The following is a 12,675-nucleotide window of genomic DNA, read 5'->3' as shown; positions in this document are numbered from 1 at the left end:
TTATGACTTCCAATTCTCCAATTCTTCCCTCAGGCATGCCAGCAGTTCTGTCTCAGGTACTTTTCTGATGATTTCTCCCTTTTTGATCAGCAGACCTTCCCCTTTTCCGCCGGCAATCCCGATATCCGCCTCTTTTGCCTCACCAGGACCATTCACCACACATCCCATCACTGCAACCTTAATGTCCAGCGGAATATCCTGAACCATGCTTTCAACGGCGTTGGCAAGTCCGATCAGATCAATCCGGGTTCTTCCGCAGGTGGGACACGATACAACTTCGATTCCGCCTTTTCTGAGTCCCAGTGTTTTTAAGATACATTTTGCCGATTTAATTTCCTCCAGAGGATCTCCCGTAAGCGAGACACGGACCGTATCTCCGATTCCCTTCGACAGAATGATCGCAAGCCCTGCTGCTGACTTGATATTGCCTGAAAACAGCGTACCTGCCTCGGTGATCCCCACATGCAGCGGGTATCTCATCTTCTGTACAATCAGTTCGTGTGCTCTTGCACACATCATCACATCGGATGATTTAATGCTCACTACAAGATTGTCATATCCCAGTTCTTCTATCATATAAATCTTATCAAGTGCACTCTCTACCAGACCCTCAGCCGTCACACCCTGATATTTATCAACCAGTTCTTTTTCCAGGGAACCGCTGTTTACACCGACCCGGATGGGAATACTGCGTTCTCTGGCAGCGTTGACGACTTCACGGATCTTATTTCTGCCTCCGATGTTCCCCGGGTTGATCCGGATCTTATCAGCCCCGTTTTCTATCGCCGCGATTGCCAGTTTATAATCGAAATGTATATCAGCCACAAGCGGGATCTCGATTTCTTTTTTTATTTCCGCAAGGGCTTTCGCCGCCTCCATCGTCGGAACAGCACTGCGGATGATCTCGCAGCCCGCAGCCGTCAGTGCCCGTATCTGCTCCACTGTCGCTTTTACATCCTCTGTCTTTGTATTTGTCATGGACTGTATCAGGACCGTATTTCCGCCGCCGATAAAACGGTTTCCGATCTGTATTATCTTGGTTCTCTGCCGATACATGTTCTTCCCTCCTGCTAAAACAAGAGGATGCCGCATTTACTGACAACATCCTCTTTTGTCGCCTACTGCCTGATTTCCAGCAGTTTGCTCTTCAACTGGTTTTCCATACTCTGAAGCTCAGCTTCCGCTGCCCTGCGCTTTTCCCTTCCCTCAGTCTGAATCTTCATCACCTCATCCAGCGTCGAGATCAGAGACTCATTCGTATGTTTTAAGGTCTCAATATCCACAATGCCGCGCTCAGCCGCTTTTGCACTCTCAATCGTCGCCGTTTTCAGTGTATCTGCATTCCGTCTCAGAAGTTCATTCGTCATATTCGTCACTTCCTGCTGTGCTTTCGCCGCCTGCGTTGAATGTGCCACGCCGAGTGCGATCACCATCTGGCTTTTCCACAGCGGAATCGTATTCACAACCGTCGACTGAATCTTCTCCACCATCACAGTGTCACTGCTCTGTACAAGCCGGATCTGGGGCGCTGTCTGAATGGAGATCATACGTGTCAGTTCCAGGTCATGTATTTTCTTCTCAAAACGTCCGCACAGGGATTCCATGTCCTTCGCTGCCTGTGCGTCCTCCGGCAGCCCGCTCTGTTTTGCCTTCGCCATCAGCAGCGGCAGTTCTTCCCTCTGTACTTTCTGCAGTTTCTTTTTTCCTGCAAGAATGTACATGGAAAGTTCTTTAAAATATGTCAGGTTCAGATCGTACATTTTATCCAGAATCGCGATATCTTTCATCAGCTGAATCTGATGATCTTCCAGCACCTGACAGATTTTATTGACATTGACCTCTGCCTTGTCATACTTCACTTTCATCGCCGAAATTTTATTGGAAGTTTTTTTGAACAGACCGAGAAATCCTTTTTCCTCCTCCTGTACATCAAAACTTTTAAGCTCTGTCACTACGTTGGTGAGAAGGTCTCCCACTTCGCCAAGGTCCTTTGTTTTTACATTTTCCAGCGCCGTCTCAGAGAAGTCTGCCATTTTTTTCTGAGTTGCCGCTCCATACTGGAGGATCGCATTGGAATTATTCAGGTCAATCTTCTCTGAAAATTCCTCTACCATTTTCCGTTCTTCTTCGGTCAGGACACTGTCATCGAGTGGTTTCTCCTCCTGTACCTGCGATGCCTGTACGGCAGTTTCCTGCGGATCCGCCGGCACGTCAAAAGTCAGTGTCGGCGTTGTTGTAAATTCTTTAAATTCGTCACTCATTGCTGTTTTATTTCCTATCCTTTCGTCGAAGTCGGCATTTTCAGTCCTTCGTCAACCAGTCCTTCCTGCGCCAGCATGGACTTCATCACAGAGATATCCGATGAAATATCCCAGGCCGTATCCTGGAAAAAACGGTCGAGCAGTTTTTCAAACGCCTCGTTGATGGTGTCGAGTGTATCTTCAATTTCTTTTTTCGTCCCGGCAATATTTGCCCCTTCCACAGGCTGTTCATCCAGCTCCTGATAAGCATCGATCAGCTTCGTTGTGGTTGGAAGGTAATAGTTCATAAATTTATGCATCTCCGGTGCGATATCAGGATCTTTCTCCACCTGTGAGAAGATTTTCGTCATGATCAGCTCCAGCCTTGACAGCTTTTCCGACATCATATCATCCAGGATCGCATCATTTGCCTGATGAATACGTCGGATGTACCGCTGCCCCTCATCTAGGATCGTATCACATTCTTCAGACAGCTTTCTGTTTTCCGGAGTCTCCTTCCGCTCTGCGGCGGCCGTCTGCCGGCGCTCCAGCTCCTGCTGACTTGACAGATACTGCTCATAATCCTGTTGGGTCACGATCAGACATGTCTGCTGTTTATCAATATGGCCCTGCAGGAACATCCCCCTCTGAATCATTGCTTTAACATCTTTTTTTACAAATTCTTTTGATTTTCCAACCGCAGAACTCAGCTCCTGAAACGAACAGTATCCCCGGTCTCCCAGCTGGCGGATATATTTCTTAAACCGCCGGACTCTTCCGTACGCAGAAGCACCGACACTTCCAACGATCATGCCGGCGATCCCGAGCACAGTAAAAATCCCTCCGGTAAGTGTGATGCCAAAAGCTCCCGTGACAAGTCCCGTTGCCAGGAATGCCAGTGCCATCACGATAAAGATCCCGCCAAATGAAAATCCTGTCGCCGCCATGACCGGTCCTGCAATCCTGCCTTTTGGCGAGCGCGTAAACAACGCTGTATTGTAAGGTACGCCGCGTACAAGCTGCGTACTGTAATTCGCATTCCGGAAATTCCCCCTGACTTCTTTATTCGGGTACCGCTCATAATTCCGGGAATTCTGCGCCTCATATGCGTCCGATGCCTTCTTCATCCCCTGTCTGACACCGTCAACCGCGGAATCCACCGCTTTATTGATCGTGCTGCTGACTGTCTTATTCAGTTGGCTGAAGTCCTTGGAATCCACAGCAGACTGTACCATATCACGGATCTGCTCCCCCAGTTCATACCATTCATTGCTTTTCATGTATTAGCCTCTCATCGCCTGTCTTTCAGACTGTTTCCTTTTTCCGCTCGTATTTTACAAATGTAAATTCCAGATCAAAATACGTCTGTTCGTCACTTGTAGCCGTAACTTCCCATTCCGGCATGTCATCCAGATTCGGGAAATGCGTGTCCGCCTCATATGCAAAATTGATTTTGGTCACATGCACGGTATCGCAGTACGGAAGCATCATCCGATAGATACTCTCTCCCCCGATCACATAAATCTCATCATCCCGGTATTTCTTGAGCTCCTCCATCAGTTCTTCCCGGCTGCGGACAACAACAGCTCCTTTCACCTGAAAATCCGGATTCTGCGTCAGCACAATATTCGTTCGGTTTGCAAGCGGCATACCGTTCGGAAAGCTCTCCAGCGTCTTTCTGCCCATCACAACTACTTTTCCGGTCGTCTCCTCACGAAAAAACTTCATATCAGAGGGGATTGAAACAAGCAGTTTATTATTGCACCCGATCCCCCAGTTTAAGTCCGCCGACAATATCATATTCATAAGATTTCCCGTCCCTTTCTTTTTCTAAACCGCAATCGGAATATTCTTTATCTGTGGTCCCGCTTCATAACCCTCCACGTGAAGATCATCTACGGTAAAATCATAAAAATCCTTCACCTCAGGATTCAGCCATACTTTCGGTGCATCGTAAAACGGACGCGCAATCAGTTCTTTTACAAGCGGTATGTGGCGGTCATAAATATGTGCATCTGCGATCACATGCAGCAGTTCTCCCACCTTCATACCGCAGACCTGTGCAATCATCATCATGAGAAGTGAATACTGGCATACATTCCAGTTGTTGGCAGTCAGAACATCCTGTGAGCGTTGATTTAAAACTGCGTTCAGCGTCAGTCTGCTGCTTCCCTTTTCCTGCGTCACATTGAATGTCATCGAATATGCGCATGGATAAAGATTCATCTCATGCAGATCCTGATGCACATAGATGTTCGTCATAATACGCCGGCTGAAAGGATTGTTTTTCAGATCAAACAGGACGCGGTCCACCTGATCCATCCAGCCTTCTTTATATTCATGTTTTACGCCGAGCTGATATCCGTACGCCTTCCCAATGGACCCCTGTTCATCCGCCCAGCTATCCCAGATATGGCTGTTCAGCTCCTTAATATTGTTTGATTTTTTTTGCCAGATCCAGAGAATCTCATCAAACGCACTCTTCAATGCCGTCTTCCGCAGTGTGAGTGCCGGAAACTCTTTCGACAGATCGTACCTGTTTACCACGCCAAACCGTTTGACAGTGTAAGCCGAAGCTCCGTCCTCCCAAACGGGACGTACTTTTTCCCCCTCCGTACTAAAGCCGTTCTCTATAATATCCGTACACATGTCCGTGAATAAATGATCTGCTAAACTCATCATACCGCCCTTTCTGTGTTTCCATTCTTCTTTGATTATAATATACCCCCTGCCTGAATTCAAGTAAAAGGAATCTAAATGAATTTTTGCCTGATTTTTGACATCCGACCGCAGTCGTGCTATAGTGAAGGGCATAATTTTGGAGGAATTGAATTTATGAAGCGTTTTATATTATTTTTATTGAAACCCCTTTCTTTTCTCCCCGCCATTATCATGATGTATATCATTTTTACTTTTTCTGCAATGCCGGGGGAGGAGTCCAGCCAGCTTAGTTATAAAGTCAGCTATCAGATTGTAACAGTGGGAGCAAAGATTCTGGATAAGGACCTTTCCGCCAATGGTGTGGACTATTATATTGACAAGATTCACGTTTACGTCCGGAAGCTCGCACACATGGCAGTATATTTCTGTCTGGCAGTCGCGATTTCCTTTCCGCTTTACGTGTACGGACTGCGGGGATTTCCGCTGCTTGTAGTGGCGGGACTTATCTGTTTCGGCTTCGCATGCACCGACGAGTATCACCAGAGTCTGGTAGAGGGCAGAGGTCCGTCAAAGCGGGACGTCGCCATCGACTGTGTCGGCGCATTCTTCGGGATCACACTGGTCCGTATCGTCTGTTACACCGCACTGCTGGGCAGCAGTGACGGTAAAAAGAAAAAACACCGGAAAAAGAAGAAGCACTGACCGATTTACTCTTGACGTTCCTTTTATTCTCTGTCAAAATGTTACTAGTACATATATTTAGTACCAATCATATTTTAAGGAAAGGGAGGTATACATAATGTATATTTCAAAAGATCCTGTACGTGGTTATAATGAATATCTGCGTCTCGACGAAGGCGAAGGAATCAAGGCAATGATGGATGTAGCTCTCCTGCTTATGGAAGAGGGAGATACCTACACATTCCAGGAAACAGAAAAGGAAATGGCATGGATTATGTTTGAGGGAAAAGCCAAAGTGGAATTTGGCGGCAAGACGGTGGAGATGGACCGTCCAAACCCATTTGATTACAACCCTTACTGCCTGCACCTTTGCAAAGGCGATACCTGTACGATCACTGCTCATGCCAGCAGCGTATTCTATGTACAGAAAACTTTAAATGACCGGACATTCGAAGCTAAAATGTACATGCCGGAAGATACGGATACCTGGGCACGCGGTGTGGATGAACTGCAGGGAACAACAAGAAGAAATGTAAGAACCTGCTTCGACTATGAAAACGCTCCATACTCCAACATGGTGCTCGGCGAAGTTGTGAACCTGCCTGGACGCTGGTCAAGCTATCCGCCTCACTGGCATCCACAACCGGAAGTTTATTTCTTCCGTTTTGACAAACCACAGGGCTACGGGGCTGGCTGGGTAAACGGCGATGTTGTGGAGATCGGCCACAACGGACTGGCTGTCATCACAGAAAAACCGCATCCAATGGTTGCATGCCCTGGATACGCACTGTGCTATACCTGGGGAATTCGTCATATCGATGGTAATCCATGGGTAAAAACCCGTATCGATGACGAAACTCATGCATGGATGCTCGACCCGAACGCTGAGATCTGGGACGGCTCCAATATGTAATTAGTTCAGGACGGCGGGGAAATTGGTGCAGAAAGCTGCGTCAAGCTTGCTTGTTAGTCGCTTTCTGCACCAATTTCCACATCGGATGAACATCCGATGCTTCTTGACCGGCTTTTTCGGTCAAGAAAGATGCGCCGTCCTGAAGCTTTTTCGCTCAAGAAGATGCGCCGTCCTGAAGCTACATTCAATGTAAATAATACAGCCGCAGCACATAACTGTTTTTAGTTATGCCGCTGCGGCTTTTCATTGCAACGGACCGGTATGACCGGCCCGCAAACAGACTTATTGTTCAGTTTTTTCCTTATCCACATCTGACTGTTCTTCTACAACCTCCGCTGCCGAATCTTCCGGTACTTCCGCTGTCTGTTCTTCAATACCTTCCACAGTCTCTTCTCCCTGCTCTTCTTCTGCCTGGGCGGCCTCCTCGGCCTGCTGCTTACTGACCATCTTCATGCCGCGGACACCCCATACCATCAGAATTACTCCAATTATGATAAAAGCGACTGCACAAACTGACACCAGTACGCTGTGCCCCCCCGTTTCTCCATTCATTACAGCGCGCAGAATACTGTAAGACAGGTAACACAAATATGCCCCCGCCACCGTACGCAGAATGTAAGAAAATTTCTCATTACCACCTTGCATAATGTACCTTCCTTTGTAATTAGTCGATGGTAATCATTATACCTGTTTTCCTGAAGTTTGTAAATCTCTATTTGCGCATCATTAAATCAGATCCAGGAGCTCTTCCAGATGCAGGATCACCTGATCGGCACCGGCCGACAGAAATGTCTCACGGACTTTTTCTTCACGCTGTCTGCGCTCCTCTGAATCCAATGTCTCATACTCCTGCCGCGTAAGTCCCATCTCGGAACTGCCGCTGATCACGCCAACTGTCCATACACCGGCATGCTTTCCCTCTTTGATGTCGGATACGGTATCTCCGACCTTTATGACATTTCTGACATCCGTAAGGCCGAGTGCCTCCATATTCCGAAAGATCATATAGGGATATGGGCGCCCTTTCTGACCTGTAGAATCCGGAGTAAACCATACATCCGGCTCGTATCCTCTGCTCTGCGCAGCCGGTGCGACCACCTTCATCATCTCATCCGTATAGCCGGTTGTAGACCCGATGGCAATTCCCCGTGCGCGCAGTTCCTCCGTCAGCTGTGTAACGCCCGGCTTGGGCTCTGCAAAATCTTGCAGAATCCCAAACAGCTTTTCCTCAAACATTCCATACATGGCCTGCGCATGCCCGTCATCAGGAACGCTCCCATACTTCTGTACCCACTCCCGCCTGATTCTGGGCATCGAGAGCATTGTGCGTATATGATCGATCTTCAGCATGCCCATCGGCCTGCGCACCTCATCCATCGTCGGTTCCACCCCGTAATGTCTGAAAACTTCCACGAACGCCTGGACAGGTGCAAAGCATCCATAGTCAACCGTCGTTCCTGCCCAGTCAAAAATAATTCCTTCCAGTTTACCGTTCATTCCTTTTCTCCTCCAGAAATTCTTTTATAATACTGCACAGGCTTTCAATATCCGCCCTGTAAATCTCACCGATGTTTCCGATGCGGAATGTATCCGCCTCTGTCACCTTGCCCGGGTAAATGGCGTATCCCCGTTCTTTTACATAATGGTACATTTCCAAAAAGGAGAAGTTACAGTCTTTTGGATAAAAGAACGTGGTGATGATGGGCCCCTGATACTGATTTCTGATATACGGTTCAAATCCCATCTCCTTCATTTTTTCAATGAGCAGCCAGTTATTGTCCGCATACCGCCTGTTCCTCGCCGGTATACCGCCTTCGGCCTCCAGCTCTTCCATCGCCCTTGCAAACGCCAGCACCGTATGTGTCGGTGAAGTAAACCTCCATTTGCCGTCCACAGCCATTGTCTTCCACTGGTCATAGAGATCAAGAGAAAGACTCCTGGCTTTTCCTGCGCTTTCTTTCAGCAGGTCCAGCCTTGCTATGATAAATGAAAATCCCGGTACTCCCTGGATACATTTATTTGCACTGCTGATCAAAAAATCGATCCCCCATGCTTCCACCGGTATATCCACTCCGCCGAAGCTGCTCATAGCGTCTGCAATCATGACCTTTCCCGCTTCTTTTACGACTTTTGCGACCTCCTCGATATTGTTCAGGATCCCGGAAGTCGTCTCGCTGTGCACCATGGCAACGTGTGTCAGCTCTGGATGATCTGCAAGGATCTTTCTGACTTTACCCGCATCCGGAATACGGTTATACTCTTCCCTATAGACCTCATGCCGGATCCCTGCGTGTGAGGCAATGTCTGCCATACGTTCCCCGTACGCTCCGTTGGCCACCACCAGCAGTTTTTCATCTGCTCCAATGACACTCGTCAGCACGGATTCCACGCCGAAGCTTCCGCTGCCCTGCATCAGCACCGCCGTATACGTTTCCGGCGAAACGTGCGCCAGCTTCAACAGTCCGCTTCTGATCTTCTGCGTGATCTGTTTATAGTCATCATCCCAGGTACAATGATCAAACATCATTTCTTTTTTAACGGTCCCGGTTGTTGTCAGCGGTCCCGGTGTTAGTAACTTGTAATTTTTCATCAACATTCTCCCCGTATTGTCTATTTGCAGCTCTCTGATAATTCCTGATGCTCTTTCAGGAGAGCAACTGTCAGCTTCTCGTCGAATACCTTCGGATTGCCTGACTTGTTCTGGCTGTCTGTCGTCTCGCCTTCATAAATAGCGATCGGATAATATGTGATCAGCTCTTCTCTGGCATTTTTAATAATACACTCCGCCATCTCCATCGCTTTTGGATTCGTCTTATCGCCTTTGTCCACGACCGCCACTGACTCTGTCAGTGAGAAGTTTCCTTCTTTCGGATCTACAAAATCAATCGGAAGTCCCTCTTCTTTGTCGGCAACCGCCTGCTGTCTCAGTCCGAAACCAATAGCAACCTCTCCCGCACGTACTTTTTTCAGCGGTCCCGATCCCGATTCTTCTATATGCGGACCGGCGTTGTCATAAATGCCTGTCAGAACTTCTTTTGCCCCATCCTCGCCGTACTCCGATACCAGCGCCTGGATCAGCAGCCAGGCTGTCGATGAGGATGAGATATCCGTTACAGAGATCATATCCTTATACTCCGGTTTGGCAAGGTCTTTGATCGACTCCGGCACTGCCAGATCATTCTCCTCCATCATCTCCGTGTTGAGAATGATCGTGCCTTCCTGCGCAGTGATCGGAGCACAGTATGTCGGATATTCCTCCAGTGTCCCCACATCAAAGGTCAGGTCCATAAACATCTGATTCTGTTCACTCGCACTGTCGATATAGAATGTACTCATGGTTACAAGATCAGACTCAATGTCTGTCCCCTCCGCCAGCAGTTTTCCTCCCAGCTCCGAGGTCCCGAATGTCTGCAGGATATATTGCCCCTCATATCCATTTTTGTCCAGCGCATGTTTCATACACTCTACCGCTTCGTCGTCCGCATTGGAATAGATGACCACCTGATCATCATCGGACCTCCCGCAGCCCGTCATCGACAGTACTGATACGCCAAGTACCAGTGTGAGCATTCCCGCCATAGCCTTTTTCCGTCTCGTAAATTTAAACATTTTCAGATTCTCCTTATTTTCTGTGGATTTTGCAAGTCTGCCGAACAGCCATTTGCCGGCGGCATTAGTCAGCAGTATCAGCAGTGACAGCACAAATATCTCGTTGAATTTATTGTAATACTGCAGTTCTTTGATTTTCGTTGTGATGACCATGGTTCTGGCTCCCGCGATAAAGATCACAGCACTGATCGTCACCATTGCATTGACAAAGTAATAGCTGAAGACCTCCAGCAGTGTAGACAGAGCATTCGGCGTCACCACCCTCACTACTGTTTTGGTCCAGCTGTCCCCCATCAGCATCGCTGTCGTCTCCCAGGATGCATTCATTTTCACCAGCGAATTCTTCATCATCAGATACGGTGTCGAGAAAAAATGTACCACGTTGCATACAATGAGAATTCCAAAAGTATTCTGCATAAAACTTCCTGAGAAGCTAAACAGATAAGCGAGCCCCAGAACCATGCCCGGAATGGTATTTGTCACCAGTGCGATACCCTCGATGATGCCTTTCGTCTTTTTACCCAGTGTGCTTCTGGCCGTGATGAGCGCCGCCCCGTAAGATATCAGCGTCCCCGCTGCCGCAGTGATCAAGGCTACCACAACAGAGTTTGTATATACACCTGACAGCGCACTGTCTGAGAATACTGTTTTAAAATGTTCCAGCGTAAAATTCGTATAATACGGCCAGTCTTCCACGAACGGTATCACAAAAATAACCGCAAAGACCGATAGTACGCTGAGCATGATGACCGCACTCACAGCTGCAAATACTGTATCTCTGATCCCGCTTCGTTTGAGTTCAATTTCGGATATTCTGTTGTAACGGATATTGTACTTTTCAAGGAAACGCAGCACCGCAATGCTTACGACAGATGGTATCAGCATCACCAGTGCAACCACCGCGCCTCTGCCAAAATCCGGCACACTTCCCAGCATTTCGCTGTACAGTACACTTGAAATTACGTGAAATTCGCCGCCTACAGATGCCGGAATCCCAAAATCCGTAAAGCACAGAAAAAAGGTCTGTATAAAAGATGCCGCCAATGTCCCGAGCATCGGACGCAGGACGGTGACACTGAACGTCCGAAACGCCGAATCATTCATGATTCTGGAAACAACCATAAATTTTTTGTCGATATACCCCATCGTGTTATTAAGGAGCATAAAAGAAATTGGCAAAGTATAGATGACGTAGCCCAGCAGAAGTCCGTTAAATCCGTAGATCTCAAACAACTGTCTCCCGAACAGACGGCTTAACAGCCCCTGCTTTCCAAAAGAATAGATGATAGCGAAACCATATGTGATGGTGGGCAGCAGCATCGGCAGCACTGCAACCCGTTCGATCAGTTTTTTATATCTTCTGCCCAGATTGGTATAATGCACCGTGTAGGCAAGGATAAAGGCAAGCCCCGTCGTCAGCACCGCACTCACGGAAGACACCAGAAAACTGTTTCCGAGTGCCGTCAAAAAGCCTTTCTTCATTAACACCGATTGATAGTTGCTGACCCCCACTCCCGAATCCGCCAGAAATGATTTCAGCAGAAGCCTTGCAATCGGCACTGCCAGAAAAACCAGAAAGATAACCGTCAGCACCGTAAAAATAATTTTCAGTTCCCGTCTCTTTGTTTTCTGCATGACGTTCCCCCGCTAAAAAGCCTGCGCAGGATTGCTCTGGACAGAAAACAGGGAATAAATATTGTTTTTTTTGATCTCGAGCTGATTCAGGATAAAGGTCTTTACAAAACTGTTTTTCGGCGCCTTAATGATCTCTTCCGGTTTTCCGTACTGGGAGATCGCTCCCTCATTGACAATCATCACACGGTCAGACAGCGTCAGCGCTTCCTCCGGGTCATGCGTCACAATAATGGTCGTCAGGTCAAATTCTTTGGCAATCATCCTGATCCTGTCCTTGATGGATTCCTTGATCACACCGTCCAGCGCGCTCAAAGGCTCATCCATCAGCAGGATCTTCGGCTTCATCACCATCGTCCGTGCGAGTGCTACCCTCTGTTTCTGGCCGCCCGACAGCTGATCGATCTTCTTTCCCAGATGTTCTCCCAGCTCCAGCAGGGAAATCAGTTCATCTACCTCTTCTTTCGTAGATACATTTGGTTTGTTTCTCAGTCCGTATGTAATGTTTTTGTATACATTGTAATTCGGAAACAATGCATAATCCTGAAATACAATATTAAAACCGCGCTGCTCCATGGGAACATGTGTGATATCTTCTCCATTAAACAAAAGCGTTCCTTCATCTGCATCTGTGATACCGAGAATCAGATTTAACAGTGTCGTCTTTCCGCACCCCGACGGTCCCAGAATCGATACGATCTCACCGTCTGCAACCTCCATGCTGATATCTTCCAATATGGTCACCTTATCATAAGATTTTTTTACATGTTTTAATTCGAGCATACCTGAATCATTCTCCTTTTCTTTCCACTCATTCTTCAACTGGAATGCCGTCATTATATCAGCATGGATTTTCGCTGACTATCAAGTTCAGCTCAATTCTTTGTAAAGAAAATGTAAATGCAATAAAAAAAATTGTGTAGTATTTCTACACAACTT

12 protein-coding genes are annotated in these 12,675 nt (G+C 47.5%); 2 read left to right on the top strand and 10 right to left on the bottom strand.

Annotated features, from left to right (window positions below; translation table 11 throughout):
- The 5 genes from ispG to thyA form a co-directional block, all read right to left on the bottom strand.
- Window positions 1-1,056, bottom strand: a complete 1,056-nt coding sequence (gene ispG / locus MCG98_RS09600; RefSeq protein ID WP_240301776.1) for a flavodoxin-dependent (E)-4-hydroxy-3-methylbut-2-enyl-diphosphate synthase — start codon at window positions 1,054-1,056, stop codon at window positions 1-3.
- 62 nt (window positions 1,057-1,118) lie between these two features.
- A complete protein-coding gene (locus MCG98_RS09595; RefSeq protein WP_240301775.1) occupies window positions 1,119-2,261 on the bottom strand; it encodes a toxic anion resistance protein in 1,143 nt (380 codons plus the stop codon).
- A 14-nt stretch (window positions 2,262-2,275) separates the two neighbouring features.
- On the bottom strand, window positions 2,276-3,520 hold the full coding sequence (locus MCG98_RS09590) for a 5-bromo-4-chloroindolyl phosphate hydrolysis family protein (protein ID WP_240301774.1): 1,245 nt from the start codon (window positions 3,518-3,520) through the stop codon (window positions 2,276-2,278).
- A gap of 25 nt (window positions 3,521-3,545) precedes the next feature.
- On the bottom strand, window positions 3,546-4,046 hold the full coding sequence (locus MCG98_RS09585) for a dihydrofolate reductase (protein ID WP_240301773.1): 501 nt from the start codon (window positions 4,044-4,046) through the stop codon (window positions 3,546-3,548).
- 24 nt (window positions 4,047-4,070) lie between these two features.
- Window positions 4,071-4,919, bottom strand: coding sequence for a thymidylate synthase (gene thyA / locus MCG98_RS09580; protein WP_240303403.1), 849 nt, complete (start codon window positions 4,917-4,919; stop codon window positions 4,071-4,073).
- Window positions 4,920-5,075: 156 nt separating this feature from the next.
- Here thyA and MCG98_RS09575 point away from each other — a divergent pair, with 156 nt between their 5' ends.
- Entirely contained in the window at window positions 5,076-5,603 is a 528-nt protein-coding gene (locus MCG98_RS09575) for a VanZ family protein (RefSeq protein ID WP_240301772.1), read from the top strand.
- A 97-nt stretch (window positions 5,604-5,700) separates the two neighbouring features.
- Window positions 5,701-6,495 carry a 5-deoxy-glucuronate isomerase gene (locus MCG98_RS09570; protein WP_240301771.1) on the top strand — a complete coding sequence of 265 codons (795 nt, stop codon included), beginning with the start codon at window positions 5,701-5,703 and terminating at the stop codon, window positions 6,493-6,495.
- Between the two features lie 282 nt (window positions 6,496-6,777).
- Here the strand turns inward: MCG98_RS09570 and MCG98_RS09565 are convergent, their stop codons facing one another.
- From MCG98_RS09565 to MCG98_RS09545, 5 genes are all read right to left on the bottom strand, one after another.
- Window positions 6,778-7,140: a hypothetical protein gene (locus MCG98_RS09565; RefSeq protein ID WP_240301770.1), complete on the bottom strand. Its 363-nt coding sequence runs from the start codon at window positions 7,138-7,140 to the stop codon at window positions 6,778-6,780.
- 81 nt (window positions 7,141-7,221) lie between these two features.
- Window positions 7,222-7,992 carry a phosphonoacetaldehyde hydrolase gene (gene phnX / locus MCG98_RS09560; protein ID WP_240301769.1) on the bottom strand — a complete coding sequence of 257 codons (771 nt, stop codon included), beginning with the start codon at window positions 7,990-7,992 and terminating at the stop codon, window positions 7,222-7,224.
- Window positions 7,982-9,085, bottom strand: coding sequence for a 2-aminoethylphosphonate--pyruvate transaminase (phnW, locus tag MCG98_RS09555; protein ID WP_240301768.1), 1,104 nt, complete (start codon window positions 9,083-9,085; stop codon window positions 7,982-7,984). Before phnW ends, phnX begins: the two co-directional genes overlap by 11 nt.
- A gap of 20 nt (window positions 9,086-9,105) precedes the next feature.
- The gene (locus tag MCG98_RS09550; protein WP_240301767.1) at window positions 9,106-11,739 is read right to left on the bottom strand and encodes an extracellular solute-binding protein; all 2,634 of its coding nucleotides are present in this window, start codon (window positions 11,737-11,739) and stop codon (window positions 9,106-9,108) included.
- A gap of 12 nt (window positions 11,740-11,751) precedes the next feature.
- Window positions 11,752-12,519: an ABC transporter ATP-binding protein gene (locus MCG98_RS09545; RefSeq protein WP_240301766.1), complete on the bottom strand. Its 768-nt coding sequence runs from the start codon at window positions 12,517-12,519 to the stop codon at window positions 11,752-11,754.
- Window positions 12,520-12,675 lie beyond the last annotated feature (156 nt).

Source organism: Ruminococcus sp. OA3, assembly GCF_022440845.1.
In the GTDB taxonomy this organism is placed as follows: domain Bacteria; phylum Bacillota; class Clostridia; order Lachnospirales; family Lachnospiraceae; genus Ruminococcus_G.
This window is presented reverse-complemented; position numbering and strand designations above follow the sequence as displayed.